This window comes from Thioalkalivibrio sp. ALE10, assembly GCF_000381385.1.
Lineage (GTDB): Bacteria > Pseudomonadota > Gammaproteobacteria > Ectothiorhodospirales > Ectothiorhodospiraceae > Thioalkalivibrio.
Map to the genome: position 1 here is coordinate 167,610 of NZ_KB906452.1, position 25,142 is coordinate 192,751.

21 protein-coding genes are annotated in these 25,142 nt (G+C 68.5%); 3 read left to right on the forward strand and 18 right to left on the reverse strand.

Annotated features, from left to right (window positions below):
- Positions 1–28: 28 nt before the first annotated feature.
- The 8 genes from F788_RS0107280 to F788_RS0107315 form a co-directional block, all read right to left on the reverse strand.
- Positions 29–772: a uracil-DNA glycosylase family protein gene (locus F788_RS0107280; protein ID WP_019589740.1), complete on the reverse strand. Its 744-nt coding sequence runs from the start codon at positions 770–772 to the stop codon at positions 29–31.
- Positions 773–786: 14 nt separating this feature from the next.
- Entirely contained in the window at positions 787–1,593 is an 807-nt protein-coding gene (pssA, locus tag F788_RS0107285; RefSeq protein WP_018870293.1) for a CDP-diacylglycerol--serine O-phosphatidyltransferase, read from the reverse strand.
- Positions 1,590–2,261, reverse strand: a complete 672-nt coding sequence (locus tag F788_RS0107290; RefSeq protein ID WP_019569660.1) for a hypothetical protein — start codon at positions 2,259–2,261, stop codon at positions 1,590–1,592. Before F788_RS0107290 ends, pssA begins: the two co-directional genes overlap by 4 nt.
- A gap of 42 nt (positions 2,262–2,303) precedes the next feature.
- Positions 2,304–3,320: a ketol-acid reductoisomerase gene (ilvC, locus tag F788_RS0107295; protein ID WP_019569659.1), complete on the reverse strand. Its 1,017-nt coding sequence runs from the start codon at positions 3,318–3,320 to the stop codon at positions 2,304–2,306.
- A gap of 31 nt (positions 3,321–3,351) precedes the next feature.
- On the reverse strand, positions 3,352–3,846 hold the full coding sequence (gene ilvN, locus F788_RS0107300; RefSeq protein ID WP_018870296.1) for an acetolactate synthase small subunit: 495 nt from the start codon (positions 3,844–3,846) through the stop codon (positions 3,352–3,354).
- Positions 3,847–3,862: 16 nt separating this feature from the next.
- On the reverse strand, positions 3,863–5,581 hold the full coding sequence (gene ilvB / locus F788_RS0107305) for a biosynthetic-type acetolactate synthase large subunit (protein WP_019589741.1): 1,719 nt from the start codon (positions 5,579–5,581) through the stop codon (positions 3,863–3,865).
- 381 nt (positions 5,582–5,962) lie between these two features.
- Entirely contained in the window at positions 5,963–7,546 is a 1,584-nt protein-coding gene (locus F788_RS0107310; RefSeq protein WP_019589742.1) for a DNA mismatch repair protein MutS, read from the reverse strand.
- Positions 7,547–7,876: 330 nt separating this feature from the next.
- A complete protein-coding gene (locus F788_RS0107315; RefSeq protein WP_019589743.1) occupies positions 7,877–9,046 on the reverse strand; it encodes an aldo/keto reductase in 1,170 nt (389 codons plus the stop codon).
- A 219-nt stretch (positions 9,047–9,265) separates the two neighbouring features.
- On the opposite strand from F788_RS0107315, the gene F788_RS0107320 reads away from it, so the two are divergent.
- Both F788_RS0107320 and F788_RS0107325 read left to right on the forward strand, forming a co-directional pair.
- On the forward strand, positions 9,266–10,357 hold the full coding sequence (locus F788_RS0107320; protein WP_019589744.1) for an SEL1-like repeat protein: 1,092 nt from the start codon (positions 9,266–9,268) through the stop codon (positions 10,355–10,357).
- Between the two features lie 156 nt (positions 10,358–10,513).
- A complete protein-coding gene (locus tag F788_RS0107325; RefSeq protein WP_019589745.1) occupies positions 10,514–12,871 on the forward strand; it encodes a helicase-related protein in 2,358 nt (785 codons plus the stop codon).
- Here the strand turns inward: F788_RS0107325 and F788_RS0107330 are convergent.
- The 3 genes from F788_RS0107330 to F788_RS0107340 are packed head-to-tail and all read right to left on the reverse strand — an operon-like array spanning position 12,868 to position 17,521.
- On the reverse strand, positions 12,868–14,094 hold the full coding sequence (locus tag F788_RS0107330; protein WP_019589746.1) for an acetoin utilization protein AcuC: 1,227 nt from the start codon (positions 14,092–14,094) through the stop codon (positions 12,868–12,870). The two genes, F788_RS0107325 and F788_RS0107330, sit on opposite strands and share 4 nt — an antisense overlap.
- On the reverse strand, positions 14,091–16,655 hold the full coding sequence (locus tag F788_RS0107335; protein ID WP_019589747.1) for a VWA domain-containing protein: 2,565 nt from the start codon (positions 16,653–16,655) through the stop codon (positions 14,091–14,093). The genes F788_RS0107330 and F788_RS0107335 overlap by 4 nt, the downstream gene beginning before the upstream one ends.
- Positions 16,652–17,521, reverse strand: a complete 870-nt coding sequence (locus tag F788_RS0107340; RefSeq protein ID WP_019589748.1) for a CbbQ/NirQ/NorQ/GpvN family protein — start codon at positions 17,519–17,521, stop codon at positions 16,652–16,654. Before F788_RS0107340 ends, F788_RS0107335 begins: the two co-directional genes overlap by 4 nt.
- Before the next feature lie 168 nt (positions 17,522–17,689).
- Between F788_RS0107340 and F788_RS0107345 the strand changes: the two genes are divergently transcribed.
- Positions 17,690–18,007: a hypothetical protein gene (locus tag F788_RS0107345; protein ID WP_018870306.1), complete on the forward strand. Its 318-nt coding sequence runs from the start codon at positions 17,690–17,692 to the stop codon at positions 18,005–18,007.
- 110 nt (positions 18,008–18,117) lie between these two features.
- On the opposite strand, the gene F788_RS0107350 is transcribed toward F788_RS0107345, so the two are convergent.
- The 7 genes from F788_RS0107350 to F788_RS0107380 form a co-directional block, all read right to left on the reverse strand.
- On the reverse strand, positions 18,118–18,504 hold the full coding sequence (locus F788_RS0107350) for a hypothetical protein (protein WP_019021801.1): 387 nt from the start codon (positions 18,502–18,504) through the stop codon (positions 18,118–18,120).
- A gap of 20 nt (positions 18,505–18,524) precedes the next feature.
- Positions 18,525–19,559, reverse strand: coding sequence for a lipoate--protein ligase family protein (locus tag F788_RS0107355; protein ID WP_019589749.1), 1,035 nt, complete (start codon positions 19,557–19,559; stop codon positions 18,525–18,527).
- Positions 19,560–19,565: 6 nt separating this feature from the next.
- Positions 19,566–20,003 carry a hypothetical protein gene (locus F788_RS0107360; RefSeq protein WP_026279531.1) on the reverse strand — a complete coding sequence of 146 codons (438 nt, stop codon included), beginning with the start codon at positions 20,001–20,003 and terminating at the stop codon, positions 19,566–19,568.
- Between the two features lie 117 nt (positions 20,004–20,120).
- The gene (locus tag F788_RS0107365; RefSeq protein WP_019589750.1) at positions 20,121–21,098 is read right to left on the reverse strand and encodes a hypothetical protein; all 978 of its coding nucleotides are present in this window, start codon (positions 21,096–21,098) and stop codon (positions 20,121–20,123) included.
- Between the two features lie 93 nt (positions 21,099–21,191).
- The gene (locus tag F788_RS0107370; protein ID WP_019589751.1) at positions 21,192–22,553 is read right to left on the reverse strand and encodes an OmpP1/FadL family transporter; all 1,362 of its coding nucleotides are present in this window, start codon (positions 22,551–22,553) and stop codon (positions 21,192–21,194) included.
- A 239-nt stretch (positions 22,554–22,792) separates the two neighbouring features.
- A complete protein-coding gene (locus F788_RS0107375; protein ID WP_019592874.1) occupies positions 22,793–23,971 on the reverse strand; it encodes a radical SAM protein in 1,179 nt (392 codons plus the stop codon).
- 54 nt (positions 23,972–24,025) lie between these two features.
- Positions 24,026–25,108, reverse strand: a complete 1,083-nt coding sequence (locus F788_RS0107380) for an NAD(P)/FAD-dependent oxidoreductase (RefSeq protein WP_026332738.1) — start codon at positions 25,106–25,108, stop codon at positions 24,026–24,028.
- Positions 25,109–25,142: the final 34 nt, after the last annotated feature.

Genomic DNA, 25,142 nt, shown 5'->3' on the forward strand with positions numbered 1-25,142 from the left:
GAGTCGACCCCCGGATGGAGCCGGTGGTTCAGTCGGTGGCCGCGGACGGCAGGCACGCACGCGCCCGCTGCAGGTCCTCCCAGGCACGCGCCTTTTCCCGCGGCGAACGCAACAGATAGGCCGGATGCCAGGTCACGACCAGCGGAATGCCGCGATACTCGTGGACGCGCCCGCGCAGGCGCCCCACCGCGGTCTCGGTCTCCAGCAGCTGGTGCGCCGGGACCCGCCCCAGCGCCACGATGACCTCCGGGGCGATCGCCTCGATCTGGCGATCCAGGAAACCGCGGCAGGCCCGTGCCTCCTCCGGCTTCGGATCCCGATTGTTGGGCGGCCGGCACTTCAGGATATTGGCGATGAACACGTCGTGCTCTCGATCCAGTCCCAGCGCCGCCAGCATGTTGTCCAGCAGCTGCCCGGCCCGCCCGACGAAGGGCTCGCCGCGACGATCCTCCTCGGCACCCGGGGCCTCGCCGACGAATAGCCAGCGGGCGCCGGTATCGCCCACCCCGAAGACCGTCTGCCGCCGGCTGGCCACGAGCTCGCTGCAGGCAGTGCAGCCCGCGACTTCATCATGCAGGGCCTGCCAGTCGATGCCCGTGGCCGCCACGGACGACTCCCGCGGCTCCTGCTCCACGGTCAGGCCGGCCCGGGATTCAGGTGGTGGCTCCGGGGACGCTTCCGGCGCGGCGCCGGTATCCGCCGACGCGCGCGCCCGCCACAACGGGATGCCCATGTCGGCGAGGATGCGCCGCTTGTGCCGCGAGAGTTCCACGCCCGCCTCCCCGCTCAGGCTTGCGGGGCACGGCCGCGGCGCCGATGGCGCTGCCAGCGCACCAGCGTCAGCAGCGGCCCGGACAGCGCATACACCACGAACCCGGCCAGCAGCATCTTGGGCGGATCCAGGGCCGCCAGCATCAGCGCCCCGACCACGCCCAGCATGGCCAGGAACGGGACCCGGTGGCGGAAGTCCATGTCCTTGAAACTGAAGTAGGTCAGGTTACTGACCATTGCCGCCCCGGCGAGCACGGTGATGATCAGCACCGCCACCGCCCCGGTGTCCCCCAGCTCCGCGGCCATGCCGAGGTCCTCGACCACCCAGACGGTCCCCACCAGCAGTGCCGCACTGGCGGGACTGGGCAAGCCCTGGAAGAAGCGCTTGTCGGTCACCGCCAGGCGGCTGTTGAAACGCGCGAGTCGCAGCGCCGCCGCGGTGGCAAAGAAGAACGCGGCCACCCAGCCGAAGTTGCCCAGGTCCTGCAGCTGCCACAGGTACACCACCAGTGCCGGGGCCAGACCGAAGGAGACCAGATCGGAGAGCGAATCGAACTGCGCGCCGAACTCGCTCTGGGTATCGGTCATGCGCGCGACCCGGCCGTCCAGGGTATCCAGCACCATGGCCACGAAGACCGCGATGGCCGCGGTAATGAACTCCCCGTCGATGGCGGACACGATCGCCAGGAATCCGGAGAACAGGACCCCGGTGGTGAACAGGTTGGGCAGCAGGAACACACCTCGCCGCCGCCGCGAACGCGGAGGCTCGTCGTCCAGCTCGTCCTCGCCACGGATGATGTCGGGGTCTTCGTCGGGATTCATTCGGCCAGCTCCACGGCGCCGCCCTGATCACCCGGCTCGCGCGGCGGGAGCCCGCCCAGCAGGGTCGTCCCCGCCAGCACGACCTGCCCCGGCCGCACCATCACGTGCGAGCCCCGGGGCAGCCACAGCTCCGCACGACCGCCGAAACCGGCAAACCCGATGCGCTTGCCACGGCCCAGCCGGTTGCCGGGCAGCACCTCCGCCATGCGGATGAACCGCGGCCAGTGCGTCACGCCGAGAGCCAGGGTCATGCGGTCATCCTCGTCGGTGGCCAGCGCGAACGCAAGCCGGCCGGCGAGCTGCGGATCGGGCTCGCGATCCGTCTCCTGCCCCGGCCAGACGCGCTCGCGCACCTCGACCTCCTGCGGGGCATGGATGTTGTATTCGCCGAGATAGCGCTGGCGCATGCGGATGCGCTCGGCCTCGCGCCCGGTGAACGGGTCGGTGGTGGTCTCCACCGATTCCACTACGCCGTCGACCGGGGCCACCAGGCCCAGGGCCTGGGCCGGCGCCCGGCGCCGCAGGTCGCGGAACAGGGCCATCAGGGCCAGCATCAGGATGACCAGGAACAGACCCAGATCCGCCAGCCCGGACAGCAGCGTGATCACCGCCATCCAGGCGGTGACGATGACGAACAGGCGGCCTTCCTTCGCTACCGGAAACAGCATGCCTCCTCCGCGGCCCGCGCCCGGGGCCGGTGGTGCCGCGGATCAGTTGCGCGACTTGTCGACCAGCTGGTTGGCCTGGATCCAGGGCATCATCGCCCGCAGCCGCTCACCCACCTGCTCGATCTCGTGGGCGGCGTTGCGGCGGCGATTCGCGGTCATGGAGGGATAGTTGGTATCCCCTTCCTGGATGAAGCGCTTGGCGTACTCGCCGGTCTGGATGTTGTGCAGGGCCTCGCGCATGGCCTCGCGGGACTGCTGGTTGATGACCTTCGGGCCGGTCACGTACTCGCCGTACTCCGCGTTGTTGGAGATGGAGTAGTTCATGTTGGCGATGCCGCCCTCGTACATCAGGTCGACGATCAGCTTGAGCTCGTGCAGGCACTCGAAGTAGGCCATCTCCGGGGCATAGCCCGCCTCGGTCAGGGTCTCGAAGCCGGCCTTGACCAGCTCCACCGCGCCGCCGCACAGCACGGCCTGCTCGCCGAACAGGTCGGTCTCGGTCTCGTCCTGGAAGCTGGTCTCGATGATGCCGGTGCGGCCGCCGCCGATCGCCGAGGCATAGGACAGCGCGATGTCACGCGCCTTGCCGGAGGCGTCCTGCTCGATGGCGATCAGGTCGGGAATGCCACCGCCGCGGGCGAATTCCGAGCGCACGGTGTGACCCGGCGCCTTGGGCGCGATCATGATCACGTCGAGGTCGCCGCGCGGCTCGATCTGGTTGTAATGGATGGTGAAGCCATGGGCGAACGCCAGGGTGCCGCCCTGCTTGAGGTTGGGCTTGATCTCCTCGCTGTAGAGCTTCGCCTGGTATTCGTCGGGGGCCAGCACCATGACCAGATCGGCGGCGGCCACCGCGTCGGACACGTCGGCCACCTTCAGGCCGGCTTCCTCGGCCTTGGCGCGCGAACCGGAACCGGCACGCAGGCCGACGGTGACGTCCACGCCGGAATCCTTCAGGTTGTTCGCATGGGCGTGTCCCTGCGAGCCGTAGCCAATGATGGCCACCTTCATGCCCTGAATGATGGAGAGGTCGGCGTCTTTGTCGTAATAGAGCTTCATTGCGGTTTCCTTGGCAATCGGTGAAAGGTGTTCAGATCTGGAGCGTGACGTCCCCGCGCGCGATGCCCATGACCCCGGAGCGCACCACCTCCTGCACGGGGAAGGGCTCCAGGGCCTGAAGGAAAGCATCCAGCTTGGAGCCCTCCCCGGTGATTTCGATGACGTAGGTCTTTTGCGTGACGTCGATGATGCGGCCGCGGAAGATATCGGCGAGGCGCTTCACTTCTTCGCGGTCGCCGGGTTCGTCCACGCGGACCTTGACCATCGCCATCTCGCGCTCGATATGCGGATAGGAGGTCAGGTCGAGCAGCTTGATCACGTCGATCAGCTTGTTCAGCTGCTTGGTGATCTGCTCGACGATCTCGTCCGAGCCGCTGGTGACGATCGTCATGCGTGAGAGCGTGGGGTCGTCGGTGGGCGCGACGGTCAGCGATTCGATGTTGTAGCCGCGGGCCGAGAACAGGCCGGCCACCCGTGACAGGGCACCGGATTCGTTCTCCAGCAGGACACTGATGATGTGACGCATACGGAATCCTTCCCTGTCAGACCAGGATCATTTCGTTCTGACCGGCACCGGCCGGGATCATCGGATAGACGTTCTCGGACTGATCGGTGATGAAGTCCAGGAACACCAGGCGGTCCTTCTGCGCCAGGGCCTCCTTCAGCGCGCCCTCCACGTCGCCCGGCTTGTCGACCTGGATGCCCACGTGGCCGTAGGCCTCCGCCAGCTTGACGAAATCGGGCAGCGCATCCATGTACGACATCGCATAGCGGCCCTGGTAGAAGAACTCCTGCCACTGCCGCACCATCCCCATGTAGCGGTTGTTCAGGTTCAGGATCTTCAGCGGCAGCTGGTACTGATAGCAGGTCGACAGCTCCTGCATGCACATCTGGATGCTGGCCTCGCCGGTGATGCAGCCCACCGTCGCATCCGGATGTGCCAACTGCACGCCCATCGCGAACGGCAGTCCCACGCCCATGGTTCCCAGACCGCCGGAGTTGATCCAGCGGTTGGGCTTGTCGAAGCCGTAGAACTGCGCCGCCCACATCTGATGCTGGCCCACGTCGGAGGTCACGAAGGCGTCGCCGCCGGTCAGCTCCCAGAACTTCTGCACCACAAACTGCGGCTTGATCAGCTCGGAATCGCGATCGTACTTGAGACAGTCCTGGCCGCGCCATTCGCGGATCTGGTCCCACCAGGCCTTCAGCGCGTCGGCGTCGGGCTGGCCGCCGTTCTCGTCCAGCGCGCGGATCAGCTCGCGCAGCACCGGCTCCACCTCGCCGACGATGGGCACGTCCACCTTCACGTTCTTGGAGATGGAGGCCGGGTCGACGTCCACATGCACGATCTTCGCGTGGGGGCAGAACTTCTCGATGTTGCCCGTCACGCGGTCATCAAAGCGCGCGCCGATGGCAATCAGCACGTCCGCGTGGTGCATCCCCATGTTGGCCTCGTAGGTCCCGTGCATCCCCAGCATGCCGACGAACTGCTCGTCCGAGGCCGGATAGGCGCCCAGCCCCATCAGGGTGTTGGTGATGGGGTAGCCCAGCTTGCGAGTGAATTCGGTCAGCGCCTCGGAGCCGCGACCCAGCACCACCCCGCCGCCGGTATAGATCATCGGCTGTTTCGCCGACAGGATCAGCTCGATCGCGCGCCGGATCTGTCCGGTGTGGCCGCGGGTCTTCGGGTTGTAGGAGCGCATGTGGATGCTCTCGGGGTACTCGAACTCGCAGCTGTCGGCGGTGACATCCTTGGGGATATCCACCACCACCGGACCCGGGCGACCGGTGGTGGCGATGTAGAAGGCCTTCTTGATGGTGGTCGCGAGATCCTTCACGTCCTTGACCAGGAAGTTGTGCTTCACGCAGGGCCGCGTGATCCCCACGGTGTCCACTTCCTGGAAGGCATCGTTGCCGATCATGCTGGTCGGCACCTGGCCGGTGAACACCACCAGCGGCACCGAATCCATGTACGCATCGGCAATGCCGGTCACTGCGTTGGTCGCCCCCGGACCGGAGGTGACCAGGGCCACGCCGGGCTTGTCCGAGGATTTAGCGTAGCCCTCGGCGGCATGGATCCCGCCCTGCTCGTGGCGGACCAGCACATGCGAGACCTGGCTCTGCTTGTACAGCGCATCGTAGATGTGCAGGACCGCGCCGCCGGGGTAGCCGAAAACCAGGTCAACGCCTTCGGCCTGCAGACTGCGGACGAAGATTTCGGCACCGGTGAGGACGGTGGACGATGCAGAGGTCTCGGACATGGCGGTTGTTCCTTACCAGGGGCTGTTGGGCGATCGTGATCCGAGCGGACACGCCGAATCAAAATAGCCCACCATACTAATATGAAATCGCCCGCGCTTCACGCCATACGGCGCGCCAGCGAGCACGGTCCACGTGAGGGGCGCAACGCCACGGCACCCCCGCCCTTCCCGGGGCGAGCGGAACCCAACGCCGGAGGCCCCGTCCGGAGATTGCCACGGCCCCTGGCGGGGCCTCGCAATAACAGGAAACAACCCGCGGGGCCCCGCAAGGGCGAAAGACAACTGGCGTGGCCTCGCGATGACGGGACGCAACCAGCACCGTCATCGCGAGGCGCGCAGCGCCGTGGCGATCTCCGGGGGCGGCCCCGGCGGAGCCGATCGTCAGTCGGGTTCGGCGCCGGCCTGAGCGGTGGGCAGCTCGGCGAAGTGCTGGCGCGCGCGCGCCACCAGGTCCCCCGGCAACCCTTCCTTCTCCGCGATGGTCAGGCCGAAGGACACCCCCGGCTCGCCGATCAGCAGGCGATAGGTGGGCGACAGGGTATCCGGGTCGAACTGCATGGAGGCGTTGAGGATGCCCGCCTGCTGAGCGGCATAGTCCTTCAGCGGTGCCAGGTGGGTGTTGACGATCCCGCGGGTGCCGCGCGCGCGCAGCTCGTCCAGCATCGCCATCGCCAGCGCCGCGCCCTCGTCCGGGTCGGTCCCGGTCCCCAGTTCGTCCAGCAGGATCAGGCTCTCCGGACCCGCGTTGTCCAGGATGCGCTTGAGCACCGCCACGTGCCCGGCGAACGTCGACAGGTGGTGCAGCAGGCTCTGGTTGTCGCCCACGTCCACCATCACCTGGTCGAAACGGCCGATGCGGCAGTCCTGCTCGGCGGGGATGTGCAGCCCGCACCAGGCCATGGTCACCAGCAGGCCGAGAGTCTTCAGCGCGACCGTCTTGCCACCGGTGTTGGGGCCTGTGATCAGCAGCAGCGGCTGCTCGTCGTCCAGACGGATGGACAGCGGCACCGGCTGCGGCCCGTTGCCCTCGGCGAACTGCAGCAGCAACAGCGGATGATAGGCCTCGGCCAGTTCCACCCCGGGACGGTCTTCCAGGGCCGGGGCGTGGGCGTTCATCTGCGCGGAGAGCTGCGCGGCGGCCGAGGCCAGGTCGATCCAGGTCAGCGCCGTCAGCATCAGATCCAGCGGCTCGCCGTATTCGCGCACAGTGTCGGTCAGTTCGCGCAGCAGCCGCTGCTGCTCATTGTTGATCTGGCCGTTCACGGTATCCAGCTGGTTGTTCAGCGGCACCGCCTCGATCGGCTCGATGATGTGATCGCGCCCGCCCATCGCGGTACCCCGGCGCACGCCCTTGACCGCGCCGGCGGCATCGCCGCGCAGCACCATCACCGCACGCTCCTGGTGCCACTGGACCTTCAGCGCGTCTTCGCCGGTCTGCGCCACGTCCGACTGGTTCAGGCGCTTGTGCACCACCGTCTCGACCTCGCCGCGCAGCCGGTTGCGCTCGCCGAAGGCCTGCACCAGCGATTCGCTGGCATCCTCGCGCAAGGACCCGCCGGGGTTCAGGCAGGCGGACAGGCGCTGCTCCAGCGCCTCCGGCGGGTACAGCTTGTTCAGGTCCGCGGGGTAGATCTCCGGGGTATCCTCCAGCTGATCCGCCAGCTCGCGCGCATGGCGCATGATGGTCTGCAGGTTGTGCAGCGCCTGCACCGGCAGCGCGGAACCCGGATTGCCGGCCTGGCGCAGCGCCGCGCGCACGTCCGGCAGCTGCCCCAGACGCGGCAGCGTGCCCGCATCCAGACGCTGGCGGGCCACGGTCACCGCCTTCTGCAGCGCGCGCGCCGCCTCCAGGTTGGGGGCGGGTTCCAGCCCGCGCGCGGCATCGGCGCCGTAGGGCGTGGCGGTCAGGCGCTCCAGCAGGCGCTGGATCGCGGGAAATTCGAGGGCCTTCAGATCAACCTGCATGGGCTTGGACCTTGTGGATGTCGTTTCTTCACGGCGTTTGTTCGACCCCCCGTCATTGCGTGGTTCTTCAACCCTCCGTCATTGCGAGGTTCTTCACCCCCCCGTCATTGCGAGGTTCTTCACCCCCCCCGTCATTGCGAGGAGCGCAGCGACGAAGCAATCTCCTCGAGCTTGCAGAGCGCGTGCAATCGAGACTCCGGTGGTTCCGGATGGAGATTGCTTCGTCGCCTGCGGCTCCTCGCAATGACGGGGGGCGCCATGACGGGGGCCGGATGGTTCGCAATGACGCCGGGTGGATGGTTCGCCATCACGGGAGATGGCGGTCCGGTGCTAATCCTCCTCGGCCTTCTTGAACATGCCGAGGTAGGCCTTCTTGTCCAGCATCGGCTCGCGCATCACCGCCAGCATGTCGTCCAGATGCTCCGGCGTGCTCATGCCCACCAGCGAGGTTCCCAGACCCGGCGTCGAGCGATTGAACTGCATCGCACGCTGCGCCGGATTGGCCAGCCCCGCCAGCTCCTTCTCCACCACTTCCACCGACTGCTGCGCGAGGTGGCCCTTGAGCATGGTGTGCGAGGCCATCATGTAGATCTCCAGCTGATGCGCCGCCTGCAGCGGGCTGGCCACGTTGCCCTGCCCGGTGGCCGTATTGAAGCGCGTGAAGCCCTCCAGCATCACCTGATTGAACGGCAGCATCGCCAGCTTGAAATGATCGCGCGCGAACTCGTCGCCGGTCACGGTCTGCGCCGCACGCTGGGCCAGCCCCTGAATCGAGGTCAGTGACTGGAACACCGCGGCGTCGGTCTCCTCGCGAAAGCCCTCGAAGGTCGAGATCCCGTAGGCGCGGATCTTCTTGTCGCGCACCGCACGCTCCAGCATCTCGAACACCGGCTCCAGCTTCCAGTTGGTGCGTTCCTTGCCGATCTCGTGGATGTGCACCTCCGGCTGGTCGATGATGAACGCATCCAGGGTCTCCACACCCATCAGCGAGCGCGACAGCTCCATCTGGTAGTGGATGTATTCCGGCGTCAGCAGATGCGCGCCCTTGGCCAGGTCCTCCTTCGTGCCCATGCCCGGGGCCTCGATCTCGCGCTGGAACCAGGCGTCCATGTCGTCCGGCTGACCGCCGCGCAGGGTCAGGAAGCCCCCCTTGGAGATCAGGAACATCGCCTCGCGCGGGACCCCGGCCTCCAGCGCCGTGCGCACGCCCGCGCCCACGGCCGCCAGCGAGCGGCCATAGCGGTAATGCGCGGAGGTGTCCACCACGTTGATGCCCTCGGCCAGCCCGCGGGCCACGATCGCGGAGATGGCCGCGTCCACCTCGGCGGTGGCCGCCCCGCCAAAGGTGCCGATGCCCAGACTGGACAGGCGCATCCGCGCGCGCGAGAACTCGCTGTAATGGCCCTCGGCCGCACGCCCGTCGGCGAGGAACGACTCGGCGTACTTGCGCGTCGCCTTGGCGTTGGCGTAGCCGGGAATCAGTTTCTGCGAAGCTTCCATATTCCTCTCTCGAACCGCCGCAACTGGGGCAACCGCCGGATCCTGGTCCTCCGGCGCATCGCATCGGGAATGCGAATCCTAGGGAAACACCGCTCGATGTGCACGTTTCCCTCGACAGACGGAGGGTGCCCGACCTGCGTCCCCCCCGATCGTTTGCGGCCAGCCCCGGAATGCTGCGAAGCTGGCGGCCCCATCGTGCCGCCCGGAATACCGCCCGAGATGACCGCCCCCGAAGACCCCGAACACGCCCCGCAGACGGGCGTCGAACCGCAAGACGAAGCCGGCTTCGAGGCCCTGGAACGCGGCGACTTTGCCGCAGCCCACCGAATCTGGAGTGAACGCGCCGACGGACCGCATGCCGGCGCCCATCTTGGCCTGGGCGTGCTGTACGCCAGCGGCCTGGGCGTCGAATCGGACGTGCAGCGGGCCCGCGAGCACTGGAAACGCGCAGCCGAGCTGGGCCTGCCGGATGCCTGCTTCAACCTCGGCCTGCTGGCCGAACAGGGGGTCGCCGAGGGTGATCCCGCGGAGGAGGCCGAGACCTGGTATCGCCGCGCGGCGCAGGCCGGTCACGCGAACGCCCAGTACAACCTGGGCGTTCTGCGCTTCGCCAGCGAGGTCACCCCGGAAGCCGCCGCGGAGGCCGTCGCCTGGTGGGAGAAAGCGGCCGAACAGGGCGATCCCGATGCCCTGAACAGTCTGGGGGTGGCGTACGAAACCGGCCGCGGCTGCGATGCCGACCCCGCCGAAGCCGGCCGGCTGTACGCACGGGCCGCCGGCGCCGGTCATGCCGGAGCGGCCTGCAACCTCGCCCGGCTGCTGGAACAGGGCCACGGCGTGATCGCCGATCTGGCCGAGGCCGTACGCTGGTACCGCCAGGCCGCGGAGGACGGCGACGGCGAGGCCGCCGCCCGCCTCGGCAACCTGTACCGCGACGGCAAGGGAGTGGAATGCGATCCGGCGCAGGCGGCGCACTGGTATCGCGTCGCCGCCGATGACGGCCATCCCGCGGCGCGTACCAACCTGGGCGTGCTGCTGGACCGCGGTCACGGGATCGCCCGGGACCAGCGCGAGGCCGCCCACTGGTACCGGCTGGCGGCCCGCCAGGGGCAGATGCAGGCGCAGTACAACCTGGGCATCTTCCTGGCCGAAGGCCATGGCGTGGAACAGGATCCGGTCGAGGCCTGGGTATGGTTCTCGCGCGCGGCCGACCAGGGACACCCCTCGGCCGCCGACGCCCGCGACTATGTCCACCAGCACCTGTCACTGGAGCAGCAGCAGGACGCCCTGGCCCGCAAGTCGCGTGAGTGACCGCCATCGGACGCCGGAGCGGCGTTTCCCCGGACCCGGCCTCAGCCGACCCAGGCCCCGCCCACCGTCAGACTGAGCGCCAGGCCCGCCACCGCACGCCTGGCGGGCTTGATCGGCCCGTCGCTGTGTGGACACTTCGCCCGCATGAGCGAAGAAATGCCCATCGACGCCCTGCACGGGGACTTTGCCGCGGCGCTGGCCGACGGCCCGGTGGTGGTATCGGCGGCGACCGGTTCGGGCAAGTCGACGCGCCTGCCGGTGTGGGCGCGGGAACAGGGGCGCGTGCTGGTGGTGGAACCGCGCCGGGTGGCGGCCACCAGCCTGGCGCACTGGGTGGCCGGCCTGCTCGGCGGCAAACCCGGGCGCGAGGCGGGCTTCGCCGTGCGCGGCGAGGTGCGCTGCGATCGCGACACGCAGATCGTATTCGCCACCCCCGGGATGGCCCTGCAATGGCTGGCGCACCACGGCCTCGCGGATTTCGCGGTGGTGGTCCTCGACGAGTTCCACGAACGCCGCTGGGACACCGACCTGCTCTACGCCCTGCTGACCGAGACCGGACGCCACCGCCTGGTGATCACCTCGGCCACCATCGACGGCGCGCGCCTCGCCCGCGATCTCGGCGGCACCTGTCTCGAGAGCCCCGGCCGCTCCCACCCGGTCGCGCTGGAGCACCTCGCCGCGGACCCGCAGGCGATGCCCCATGCGAAGGACCTGGCCACGCGCGTGGCCGAAGGCGTACGCACCGCACTCACGCGCACCGACGGCGACGTCCTCGCCTTCCTGCCCGGGCGCGGCGAGATCGCCGCCGCGGCGCGGGCCCTGACGAACGACCCGGTGGCCTGCATCGAGCTGCACGCCGGCGCCAGCGCCGAGGCGCAGCGCCGTGCCCTGCAGCCGGGGCAGGAACGCCGGGTGATCCTCGCCACCAATGTCGCCGAAAGCTCGGTGACCGTGCCCGGGGTGACCGCCGTGGTCGACAGCGGCCTGGAGCGCCGCACGGGTCGGCGCAACGGCCGCACCGTGCTGGCGCTGCAGGCGATCGCCGCCGACAGCGCGGAGCAGCGGCGCGGGCGCGCGGGCCGCACTGCGCCAGGGCTGTGCCTGCGCCTGTGGGGCCACAATGCCCCGCTGGCTGCGAACACCCCGCCGGAGCTGCAGCGCGAGGAGCTCACCGAACCCGTGCTGGCGGCCGCCTGCTGCGACCGCCCGGCACGCGAACTCGCATTCCCCGATGCCCCGCGCGAGGAGGCCCTGGAGCGCGCCGAAGACCGGCTGCGGGCGATGCACGCGATCGCCGCGGACGGTCGCGCCACCGCGCACGGCCGACGCCTGTTCGCCCTGCCGGTGGACACCGCGCTGGCCCATCTGGTGCTGGCCATGCCGGATGCGGCGACGGCCACGTTCATGGCCGACCTGGCCGGCGCCCTCGGCAGCCGCCGCGCGGTCGCGGTGCCGCCCGACGACGAACGCGAACGGCAGGATGCACTCGCCGCCCTCGGACGGGCCTGTGATGCGACGCTGCGGGTCGCCGCGGTGCGCGGCCACGCACCCGAGGGGGTTCGCATTCGCCGGGAGGAACGCCGCGAGGCACGCCATCTGGCCCGTCAGGTGCGCGAGCTGGCCGGCCTGCCCGCCCGGGAATCGCAACAGGAACCGCAGCAGGAACCGGAGTCGGAGCCGCTCGCGGCCACCGCGCCCCGGGCCCTGACCGCCGCGGTGGCTGCCGCCCCCGAGCTGGCGTTCGTGCGCCGCGAGCGCCGCCGCTTTGCGCTGGGCAACGGCGGCGAGGAGGCGGAGATCGGTCGGGATTCGCTGCTGGCCGAGGATGTCGAGGCGGCCGTGGTGTTCGACAGCCACAGCCTGCCCGGCAAGGGCACCCGCGACACCCGCACCATCGCCACGGTGCTCGCGCCGCTGGAGCCCGATGCCCTGATCGACGCGGGGGTGGCCACGCCGGCCATCGCCGATCCCGAATGGTCCGCGGACGGACTCGTGGTCCGCCGCGACTGGTGGCATGCCGGGCGCGTACTGCGCAGCGACCGCACCCGCCCCGCAGGCGCCGCGGCGCGCGAGGCACTGGCCGCGCTGATCCTGGAGGACCAACTGCTCGCCCCCGCCGGCTCGCGCCTGCGCGACGACCTCGACGCCTGGGCGCTGTATCTCGCGCTGGGCTTCGAGCAGGGCGAGGTCCCGGACGCCCGCGACTGGCTGGCCCGCCGCCTGCAGACCCTGGGCGTGGAGTCGGACGAGGACGTGGTCCTGCTGGAACCGGAGGACCTGGCGTTCGAGGGCGTACCCGAGTGGGAACGCGAACGGTTCGATCGCCGCTATCCGCGCGAGGTGCGGCTCTCGGGCCTGCACATGCGCATCCATTACAACGTCGCCCGCCGTACCGTCACCGCAGAGAAAATCGACGGCAACCGGCGCGACGACCCGAAGCGCTGGGAACTGCCCGCCTGGCAGGGCTGGCACGTTCGCTTCCAGCGCGCCAGCCGCGTGGTCGACGTGCGCTAGGAAAGCACCAGCAGGGGATGGGTCGCGAACAGCCGCTCCAGGCGCTGTTCCAGTTCGGCGCGCACCGGGCCGCTGCGGTCCGCGTCGAGGCGGGATACGAACAGGTTGTCGTACCACTCCTCTTCCTCGTCCATGTCCCAGTCGACCTCGCGCAGCAGGGCCTGCCCGGCCTCGGGCAGCAGGGCGGGCAGCTCGCGGCCGGTGAGCTGTGCCCACACGCCGGTCCAGCAGCGGGCCAGCGCCAGCGGATGGTAGCCGCCGCCCCCGAGCACCAGCAGCTTCGGCGTGCCGTCGCCGTGGCGCGGGCTGGTCTCGATCACGTCGTCGATGCAGGCGAGGAAGCACTGGGTGGAGATGCCGAACTTGCCCAGCGGGTCCGGCAGCAGCGCATCGGTGCCGGCCTGCACCACCACGTAATCCGGCTGCCACCGGGTACGCGCCGCCTCCCAGATGCGGCTGAAGGCGCTGTGGAATTCCGTGTCGTTGGTCTCTTTCGGCAGCGGCAGGTTGACCGCGTTGCCCAGCCGGCCGGTGTCCTCGATGCGCCCGCCCTGGAACGGATAGCCGTATTCGGTATCCATGTGCAGGGACACGGTAAGCACGTCCGGGTCGTCGGCGAATGCCGCCTCCACACCGTCGCCATGATGGGCGTCGATATCCAGGTACAGCACCCGTGCCCCCCTCTGGCGCAGGCGCATGATGCCCAGGGCGCAGTCGTTGAAGTAGCAGAAGCCGCGCGCCTGGTCGGGGGCGGCATGGTGCATGCCGCCGGCCGGATTGAAGGCCATGCCACCCTCCAGCACGACCTCGGCACCCTGGATGGAACCATAGGTGGCGGTGGCCGGGGTGGAGAAGAAGCCGGCGAAGAACGGGTTCTCGAAGTTGCCGATGTTGTGGCGGTCGCGGTAGCGCTGGAACACCTTGCCCAGCGCCTCGGCGCGCTGCATGGCGGTCACGTAGTCGCGGGTATGCAGCCACTCGAGCTCGGCGGGCATGGCCTTGCGGGTCACCGCCATCTCGCCGGGGGTGACGGCATCGTAGGCCTCAATCAGGTCGATGGTCAGCGACACCCGCGGGATGCCGAGCGGATGGTTGTCGCCGTAGCTGTGCCCGCGATAGCGCGGGGCGTGCAGCAGCGTCGCGTGGCGGCGCGCCGGACCGGATGCGGCGTCCGGGGCAGCGACGGGGGCGGCTTCGGGGGCGGCTTCGGGGGTGGCATTCACTGGTGGCGCAGCCTCAGGTAGATCTCGGGCAGACGGCGCGGCAGCTCGTCCACGTGGTCGATGATGGTGTAGTGGCCGGGGCCGAAGATCGCCGGCAGGTATTCCGAGCCGGATGGGTCCAGGGTGACGCAGAACGGGTGCACGCCGGCGTCCACCGCCTCTTTCATGGCCATGCGCGTGTCCTCGTGCAGGTAGCGCTGATCGCCGCCGTCGTCGTAGTCGGCCGGGCGGCCGTCGGACAGGATCAGCAGCAGGCGGCGCTGGGCCGAGCTGCGCCGGAAGGCCTCCAGCGAGTGGCGAATGCCCGCGCCCATGCGCGAGGCCAGGCGCCCGGAGACCCCGGCGATGCGGTTGCGCACGGTGGCGCTCAGGTCTTCGTTGAAGTCCTTCAGCCAGTAGTAGTTGACCTGATCGCGCTGCTTGGAGGCGAACCCGGCGAGCGCACAGGGATCGCCGACCCGGTCGATGGCCTCGGCGAACAGCATCATGCCCTCGCGCACGCGGTCGACGATCTTGCCCTGCCCGCCCGGATGCCGCGCCATGATGGAGGTCGACATGTCCGCCAGCATCAGCACCGAGGTGTCGCGGTGCAGCACCGCGCGACGGCGGTAGATGAAGGCCTTGGGCGACAGCCCCGCCTTCTTGTCGGCGACATAATCGATCACCGCCTCGGTATCCAGCTCGTCGCCGTCCATCTGTTTGCGCAGCGGCGCCGGGCGCATCGGGCGCTGCATCTCCAGACCCCGGGTCAGGCGCTTCAGGGTGTCGGCATGCCGGGTGAGGATCTCCGCCGCGCGGTCGGGCTCTTCGTCGTCCAGCACGCGCTCGTAGAGGTTGACCCAGTCGGAGATGTAGCGCTGCTCGCGGTAGTCCCACTCGGGGTACAGGATGCCGTCCTTCTTCGGCGTGTACGGCGCCGCGCGCTTGGCCACCTGGGCCGGCTGCGGGATCCCGGTGCCGATCCGCCCGCCGGTGCCGGAGGTCTCCTGCTGCGGGGTCTGGATGTCCGCGTCCGGGTCCTTCTGCGCGTCCTCCGGGGCCTGCTGCGGCTGCTCTTCCTGCTTCTCGTGCTCGAACTTGTGCTCGTCGTGCGCCTCGTGGTCGCGGAAGTCCGCCAGCTCGCCGTTACGCTCGCGCTGGGGATAGACCGGCAGCGCCGCGTTCAGCGACAGCCCGGGCAGGTAGGCCTCGGCGCGTTCTTCGATGGTGATCTCGGGGAAGGCCCCGTCGGCGAACAGCTCCTCGGCCACCTCCCAGGCGGTCACCACGTCGGCCTCGGGCGCCAGCATGCGCGCGAGCCGTGGATCCTCCGGCTCACGCCCCTCCAGCAACGCCCGGTGCGCCCGCAGGGCGAAATCGAAATAGGTGCCGGCCGGTTCGGCCGGGCGCTCGTACGCCTCGGCCAGCCGCACCAGCCGTTCGAGAAAGCGCGGGATGCGCGGCGCGACCCGGGCGTTCACCCGCAGGTCCTCGGCCAGGTCGAACAGGATCTGGAAACGGAACATGCGCTCGCCGAAGGCGGCGAACAGCGGCCGCCAGGTGATGCGCGAGCGGTCGTCCAGCGGCGGGTGCTCGCTGCCCGCGCGCTCGAACAGGCGCTCCACGCGGGACAGGGCGTAGGTGTCGTAGGCCAGATGGGCGGCGGCGTGCTGGGTGGCCACCAGGGCCTCCTCGCGCGAGTCCATCACCGCCGGCATGAACAGCCGCCGGCCGTCGGTCTCCAGCATCGGCCGGCCCTCGCCGGGCTTCCAGCTGGAATCCGCCAGCGGGATGTCGGCGTCCAGCCAGGCCAGCATCACCAGCCGCAGGAAGCGTCCGTGCATGCGCGGACGGAACCCCGGCAGCGCGTCCAGCAGCAGCTTCAGGCTCTCGTCGCTCTCCAGGCGGAAATACGCCTCGCCGCGCGAGCGCCCGGCCTTCAGCAGGTCGGCCCCGCGCCGCGCCCAGGACAGCAGACCACCATCGCCGACCAGGTTGCGCGCGATCGGCGCCCCTTCGAGGTAGCAGTCCAGGGTCAGGCCGCGCTCGTCGAACAGGGTCTCGGCCGGGTCGATCAGGGCCCGCAGCCCCTCGATGCCGCGACCGGCCGCGAGCTTGTCGAAATCGGTCTCGAAATAGGCCCGCGCGTCCGGCAGGCTGCGCTCGCACCAGCGCAGACCGGTCGCGTACCACTCGCGCTCGCCGTCCTCGCCCCAGGCGGCGAACACCCGGTCGGCCTGGCTCATGAACCCCTCGAGCGCATCGGCCGAATTCACCCAGCGGGCGAATTCGGCGGCCTGTGCACGCCACGGCTCCACGCCGCCGACGTGTTCGGCCATCCGCGCGGAATGCCGCATGAAGCTCTTGCCGGCCTCGCGGTCATGGAAGAACAGGTCGCGCGCGGTCTCGATCCACCGCCGGGCGGGACCGGCACCGAACTCGCGGATCGCCGGCAGGGCCTCCTTCGCGTCGCGGTGGGCGACGAAGCTCATGTCCTCGAGGTGCTGCAGGATCTCCTCGATCTCGACGAGATCCTCGGCCTCGGTGTTCGCGCCCCCGTCGTTGCGGGCCTGCTCGCTCACGCGGCTTCCGACTCTGGGAAGTGGGCGTCGAAGATCTCTTCCAGCGCCTGGATCAGCTCGGGGTCATCGGTGATCGGCGCGATCATCGCGGCGCGGCAGGCCACGCGCGGGCTCAGGCCCGCCTGCATCAGCTCCCCGGCATAGGCCAGCGCGCGGGTGGAGGTCGCCTCATCCAGGCCGTGGTCCTTCAGCGCCCGCGCCTTGCGCCCGGCGGCGACCAGCTTCTCCACCCGATCGGCGTCCAGACCGCCGGACTCCTTGGCGACGATCTCGCGCTCGACCTCTTCCGAGGGGTAATCGAAATGGATGCCGACGAAGCGCTGCTTGGTGGACGGCTTCAGGTCCTTCAGCACGGTCTGGTAACCGGGGTTGTAGGAGATCACCAGCATGAAGTCCTCGTGCGCATCGATGATCTGCGACTTCTTGTCCAGCGGCAGCTGGCGCCGGTGGTCGGTCAGCGGGTGGATGACCACGGTGGTGTCGGTGCGTGCCTCGACGATCTCGTCGAGGTAGCAGATCGCCCCCTCCTTGACCGAGCGGGTCAGCGGCCCGTCCTGCCACACGGTCTCCTCGCCCTCCAGCAGGAAGCGGCCCACCAGGTCGGAGCTGGTGAGGTCCTCGTGGCAGGACACCGTGACCAGCGGCTGGCCGATGGTATGCGCGACATGCTCCAGAAACCGGGTCTTGCCGCAGCCGGTCGGCCCCTTGAGCATCACCGGAAGGCGCTTGGCATAGGCCGCCCGGAAGATCTCGACCTCGTCGGCCTGGGGCTTGTAGAAGGGCGCGCCGCCCTGGCTGCCATCCTGGCCGGGCTTGTCGATGACGTCGCGTTCCACTCCGCGCATGCGGTTGATCAGGTTCTTCATGCTGGCTCCTGTAGGCCGCCTCGTATGTCACGTCGCATGACGATTCCGGGCACATTCCCGGGAGGGCGCACCCCGGAATCGTCATCGCGCGGGGATTGTTGTATGATTTCGGGTTTGATTATACCCAACCAGTTCACTCGGATTCAGCGCGTAAATAGAGGACCCGCAATGAAACTTGTCAAACTCGTCAAGCTGAACAACCTCCAGTACAACCCGAACCGCGACCCGGAAGTGTACCGTCGCCCGGTGAACGAGGAATTCCGCCTGCAGGCCATGCTGAACGGCTCGGGCACCGCGCAGTGCCGCTTCACCGTGGAGGGCGAGACCCTCTGCGAAAGCAGCGTGTCCCTGCCCGGCAGCTTCGACTGCAAGTTCAGCTACGACACCGCGGGGACCCGCATGGGTGACCTGGAGATCGAGGGCAACGGCGAGACCTACCACCAGAAGATCCGGATCGACGTCCTCGAGCACGCCTGGATCGGCTGAAGGCCGCGCCATTCGCCGCTCCGCGGCACACGCGGACCGACGAAGCGAAAAGGCCCCGCGGCTTGAGCCCGGGGCCTTTTCTGTTGGGGCCTTTCTTTCTGACGGGGCACTCAGCCCCAGTCGTACATGCGGATGAACTCGGGGAGCTTTTCGACCATCTCGTCCCGGTCGAAGAAGCGATCCGCGCGCGCCAGGCGCATCTCGTCACGAATGTCCGCATCCCCGCCGAAACAGAACACCGGCAGGTTGATCTGGTATTCCATGCGCAGGGTGCGGATCACGTCCAGCGGATCGAAGGCCTCGATCTCGTCCAGATCCAGCAGCAGGAAGCGATACAGCAGGACCTCGTTCCAGTCTCCCAGACCCTCCAGATCGGTGGTCGCCTCCATGTGCCAGTCGTCGGGCAACGGCGCCCGCAGGCGCTCGGTCATCTCGCCGTCCCGGCTCATCAGGATCATGCGCTTTTCCAGCCGGCGCTGGATCGTCGGTTCGGCCATCTCGGTGTCTCCTTGGAAATTCAGGCGATGCCGCGGTACAGCGCATCGATGCGGGCGCTGACCGCATCGGCCACCGCAGGGTCGAGGCAGCCGGCCAGGCGCGAGCGCAGATGCAGACGTTCCGGCAGCTCGCCCGCCACGCGCTCGCCGAGGACGCGGTCCACCGCAGGGTCCTCGCACCAGACGCGGGCGATGTGCTGTCCTTCCACGTGCAGGCGCAGGCGCCCGCAGGCCACCCGTGTCTCGAACACGTGATTGTCACGATTGACCCGGATCCCCTCCGGCACGGACGGACGCGCATCCCCGTCCGCGAGATCGTCCAGTTCCTCGTAACCGGCCGCCAGCCAGGCCTCCAGGGTCGGCGCGTCCGGCGTCACCTCCACCGGCGGCGCCTCGAAGCGGCGTTCCGTGACCCGGCGCAGCGAGTCGCGCAGGGCCGCGGAATCCGGCGCCCGCCCCAGCTCCCCGGCGCAGTCGGTCATGCCGGCCTCCAGTACCGGGCGCAGCCATTCGCGATACCCCTCGCTGGGGGCCCGCACACAGGCGAGGAAATCCTCCACCGGGAAACGACCGAGAAAGCTCGCGCCGAATACCGAGCCCTCGTTCAGGGTGGCCGCACCGGTACCCATGATCTTGCGGCCCTGCACCCAGACATCCTGTCCGCGGGGTTCCACCCCCTGCAGGCCCAGCTCGCGCAAGACGTCCACGGCCATGGCCAGGCCCTGCGCGAACAGATGCCGGGGGCCGCGCTTGAGGACACGGCTCGGCCGGATCACGAAGAAGCAGTCCTGGTCGGCATCCACCCATACCGAACCACCGCCCAGGGGGCGCCGCACCACCGGGATGCCACGCGCGGCACAGTGGTCCAGATCGAGGTCGGCTTCGGGGTCCTGACTGCCGCCCACCGAGACATGCGCCTCGCGCGAGCGCGCCCACAGTACCCGGGGCGGAGCGTCCGGCGGAGTGGACGCCGCCAGCCCGGTATACAGGGCATGCAGCTCCGTCGCCGACCGCTCCCCGGCATCGATCCATTCCGGAGCGGCCGGGGTCGTCATCGCGCCTTATTCCTCCGACGGCTGACCGGCGGCCGCGTCGCCCTGCTGCTCCTGATCCTTGTCATCGTTCCCCGGCTTGTAGAAATAACGGAAATAGAAGTCGGAGCGCGACAGATCCTCGTACAGCTTGGCCCGTTCCTCGACCCCGGTGCGCATGATATCCACCAGCGCCTCGGCCTGCTGGCCGTCGATGATGTGCATGCCGCCCAGCAGCTCCTGGTCGGTGTCGAGGAAATGCTGCGCCAGCTCCTCGGGCTCCTGCACGAACACCAGGAACGCCTTGCATTCGGGATCTTCGAGGTCCAGCGGCTGCATCACCAGTTTGCCGAGCCACGCCTGACGCGCGACCTGGTTGAACTGATGGATGTCCAGCTTGCGACCCTTCTTGTACTTGTTGAGTTCGTTGCGGATCTCGCCCATGTTGGCGATTTTCATTGATTTCATGGCCTGCTTCCTGCCGCGAGTGAACGGGGAGGATAAACAACCCCGGCCCCCCTACGTAAGAAACCCCGGCGGACCGGGGTTCTTGAGTGCAACCAGGGGTTTTTCCCGGGCCGGGATTCAGTCATCCCACTGGAAGCCGGAGGACGCGAATCCGGTGGCCTCCTGCAGCGCCTCTTCCACCGCTCCCGGGGCATTGCGCAGCTGGATAAAGCTGTTCGACCCCAGCATGCTCAGGTCGGGGAAATGCAGCGCCATGCGAAAGCGCATGTGCAGCGCCTCCACGTCGCCGCCATTGACCAGGACCTCGTAAGGCACGTAGGCAGTGTGGCGACGTGCGTTGACGTCCACGGTCTCCAGGGCGTTGCGATCGGAAGCATCCTCCTCGGCCCCGTCCGCGACGCGGATCGCCACGCCGACCAGGGTTGCGTCGCGCCCCGGGATATCCACGCGATAGACCTCGCTGACACCCCCGGCCCGCTCCTCCAGACCTGCACTCAGCGCCTCGAGCGCTTCCGCACGCGAGCCCCGGCTGCCCAGCTCGTAGGGCGCGTCGAAACGTTCCATGCCGAAGGCATAGCGATACCGGTTGAGGTCGCGCTGGCTCTTGCCGTCCTCGTGGCCGAAGGTCTCCTCGGCCCCGAGGGCCTCTTCCAGCGACGCCGCGACACCGTCCAGCGGCTGCTCGACACGGTAGGCGTGCTGGAAATAAACCGGATGCGTGTAGCTGACCTGCACTTCGCCGTCGACCTCGGTGATGCCGACGCGCATCGGTGCGATATAAGCGGCACGGTCATGCGAGGCGGCCGCCTCCAACAGGTCGTCGCTGGTTGCCACCAGCACGCGGGCCGAATCGGTGACGTCGTACTCACCGAGGATCTCGAAATCCGCGCCTTCCAGACGCTCGCGCGCCTCGTCGGCCACGTCGGAGACGCCGGCCCCGCCGTCGGTCCAGGCCAGCACAAACGGGCGATACTCGTCCGCGGTGGCGGACGCAGCCGCGGCCATCAGGGTCACGGCCGCCAGCCCGGCCGTCAGAGACCGGACGATCCCGGTCGAGCCGCCGGCTTGCAGCGGCTTGCGATGAAACAATGACATGGATACTGCTCCTTCGATCAATGGGAAGCGGGACATCGCCGTCGACCCCGGCCGGGGCCGCAACCCCGGGGCCGGGGGATCGACGGGCCGACCTCAGAAGCGGTAGCTGTAGCCCAGCTCCAGTTCGTACTGCTTCATCTCGATCTCGATGTCCTGACCGGGGTCGAAGGCGTTCGCGCCGGAGACCGAATTGCTGGGCGCGTACATGGCCGCGAAGCTCAGCTCATGCTGGTCGCCGAAGGACTTGGTGAAGCCCGCGGTGTAGTGATGCTTCATCACGCCCGGGGCGAGGATGTTCATGGTCACCTCGTCCGAATCGATCGGATTGTCACCGCGGTTGTAACCCACGCGCACCTGCCAGTCGTTCGGCAGCTCGAACTGGGCACCGATCTTGTAGACGTTGATGTCGTCCCAGCCGAAGCCGCGACCATCGGAGGTGCCGAAAAACGGCTGGCCTTGAGCAGCCGCGCCCAGGTCCTGCAGGCTGGGCCCGGAATTGGAGATCGCATCCACGTCCGAGTAGTTGATCCGCTGATAGTCCGCTACCAGGGTCACCGTGGGGGTCACCTCCCAGGCCACGCCCATGCCCCAGGTCGACGGGATGTCGAACGACCCGCCCTCGGCGAACAGCCCGGCATAGTCGTCGAAATCCGAGTTGCGGATCTTCGACCGGTAGTTGGCCCCCAGGTGCACACCCTCCGCGACCTCGGCCTGGATGCCGATTTGCGCGCCATAGCCCCAGGAGTCGTCCGTGCCGTTCCCGCTGAAGTTCTCCGGATCATCGGACGCCCCGAAATCGGCAAAGGTCTGGATCCCCTTCGCCTCGAAGCGCTGGTAGGAGATGATCGGGCTGAAGCCGACGCTCACCCGACCGTCGGCGAACTTCTGCGCATAGGTCGGGATGATCGCCAGCTGCTCCAGGTTCACTCCGGCCGAGCCATCACAGAACGGACCGGTGGTGCCTGTAGGCGGCGTCTGCCCCCCGGCACCGGTGGGCCCCGGACAAAACGCGTTTTCGAAAGCCGGATAGTCCGTGTTCATGCCCCCATTACCGAGGAAGGCGATGCCCCAGGAACGGTCGCGATCGATCTGCTGGACGAAACCCAGCGACGGGATGAAGAAGTTCTTGCTGTCGCTCTCGACTTCGCCGGGAGCCAGCCCGAAGCCTTGACCAGGCTGTACCGTTGGATTACCCGACACCTCATACGAGCGTTCCGGCCGGAAGTAGGTCAGGGCCCCGTCGAAGCGGGACTCCATCCCGGCGATGCCGGCCGGGTTGATGCCCGGGGCGTAGGCGTCCTGCGAGATGGCCATGCCGACGCCGCCCATGCCTTTGGCCTTGATGCCGTAGCCATGGGCGAAGTAGCCGTTGGTGGCCTGTGCGGTACCGGCGGCCCCCAGGGCCAGGCCGACCGCCATCGTCATCGCGCTGCGGCGAATGAAGCGTGCTTCCATTGTTGTCTCCTTTGGTGGTCTTCTTGTTGTAGCCGGGGGCGGATTGGCTCCCCCATCGGCTCGGGATACCCGCACCGCTGACCATACGGACGGGCATCTTTTTCGGCGGCCCCCTGCCGCTCGAAATTTCGGCGGCCCCCCTGCCGCTCGAAACCTGAATATTCAAAACCGCTTATCGGCGCCCTGACGTGCGAAAGCCCCGCAGGGCGGGGCTTTCGTCGGGGACTTGATTGTTATGCTTACCGGGCCGATGTTTCGTCCTCGGCCTCATCGTCGGCGTCGAAATCGAAGGTGCCGACGTCTTCGCCATCCATCTGCCGCTTCACGAATCCGACGTCACTGCTGTTCAGCGCGAACGGGAACGACAGGATGTCCGTCGGGCTGGAATCGCCATAGGGGCGATTGCAGGCCGAGACCTCCTCGTCCGACTTGCCGGGGCAGCCGGAGGTCTGGAACGGCTTGCCGGAGGCGATCAGTTCCTCGACCTCGGATTGCGGCAGACCGAAGTCCACCACCTGGCCGTCGTCGTTGAATTTCATGTCGTCGATGCGGCCACCGGCGTAATCGATGATGAAGCGGCCCAGCTGCACGCGGCGCCACTGATCGCGCGGAACCGGCTTCCAGTCTTCCATCAGCGAGCCTTCCTCGGGGAAGAAGGCGAACATGTGGTTGTGGCCACCCAGGTCACGGATGCGCTGGCAGACCTGCAGGATCTCTTCCTCGGTCTCGCCCATGCCGCAGATCAGATGCGCGCCGAACTTCTCCGGGCCGAAGATCTCGGCGGCCCACTCGATGGACTGCCAGTACTTGTCCCAGGTATGCGGGCTCTCGACCGACTTGCCGCGGGTGCGCTCGAAGATCTCCGGGGTCACCGCGTCCAGCGCGACGGTGAAGATGTCCGCGCCCTTGTCCCGCAGGAGCTGGAGGTCTTCATAGCTCATGGTGGTCGGGTTGGACAGGATCGACACCGGGATGTGATTGACCTCGGCGACCCACTTCTCCAGCAGCTCTACGGTGTCGGCATCGGAGTCGGGATGGGTGATCATGGAGATGCACATGCGCTCGAACTGGCCGGCGTCGGCGTTGTTCTTCACGCGCTCGATCACCTCGTCGTATCTGGCAGTGGGCCAGTCGACGCGGATGAAGTTGCGGTCGGCGTAGTCACGCGATTCCTCGCGGTGGCGCGCCAGCCCGCAGTAGGAACAGTTGGCGCGGCAGCCTTCCGGATAGGTGACCAGCAGGTTCAGACAGTGGGTGCAGGACGTGCGATGCATGGTCCCCGGCACCAGGCCCAGCGTAATCGCGGCCGCCGTGGACATCTGCACGTACTCCGGCGAACGCATGTCCGGGGTCTTGATGTGATAGTCCGGCCGATAGAAGTTTACCGGCGCGACCATCTCCTCTGCACTTGCACTCATTGTTTTCCTCCAGCGTTGTCTCGGGGATGCGGGGCATCCATCGACCGAGCCCGATTACGCGGCCCGATCACCATCGTCGAAATACTCGGAAAATGCAATCCATCCACGACGCTGCGTTGCGTCTTCGTTCGCCCGCGGCGTGCGCCAGTGCTGATTGAGAAACGCACGCCGGCGGCAGGCGCGCTCCAGCGCCGGGCCATACTGGCTGCGCATCTCGTCGTCGTAGTCCTCCAGGGCCTCGTCATCGCCGCCCAGGTCATCCACGATCGCCTGCGCGGCGGCCTCGCCGGAGACCACCGCCGCGGCGATCCCGGCCCCGGTGATCGGGTGGGTCAGCCCGGCGGCGTCGCCCACGAACAGCACCGGCCCGTGGACCAGCTGCTCGCGCAGACCGCCCACCGGGATGGCACCGCCGGTGCGGTGCACGATCTCGGTGCCCAGCAGCCCCTGCTCCACCAGCTGCGCATGCAGCGTCTCCAGCGGGGTCTTCATGTCGCGCTCCAGGCGCTTGTCGGCACCCAGCCCGAGGTTGGCCCATTCCCCTTTGGGGAACAGCCAGGCGTACCCGCCGGGGAAATCATCCGACAGCCAGACGTCGGTCGCGGTGTACGGCCGCAGCAGCGGCACGGTGTACTGGCGGGTCTGCACCACCGGCAGCGGATCCAGCCCCAGAGCCGCGGCCACGGGGGAATGCGGGCCGTCGCCGGCCACCAGGAAGCGAAAGCCGACCTCGACCGCCTCACCCGTGTGCTTCACCCGGGCCACGCGCCGGTCCACATCCACGTCGGTCAGCGGAGAGGACATCGCCACCTGCGCCCCGGCGGCCTCCGCGGCGCGGATGATCGCACGGTCGAACTCGCCGCGATCGACCATCAGGCCGGGGAAGTCGGACTGCTCTACCGCGCCGGAGGGCAGGAAGCTCTGCATGGAATCGATGCGCTGATGCAGCACGCCGTCCGGCTTCGCATAGGCGCCCATGGGGTTGGGGATGAACTCGGCGCATTGCACCGGCTCGCCGCGTGCACGATTGCGTTCCACCGCCAGCACCGACAGCCCCGCTTCGGCCGCCACGCGGGCGGCGGAGGCCCCGCCGGGCCCCAGCCCGACCACCAGTACGTCGACCGAAGCGGGCAGCATCAGGCGCACCCCGCCGGGTTGGGGACACCGTTCA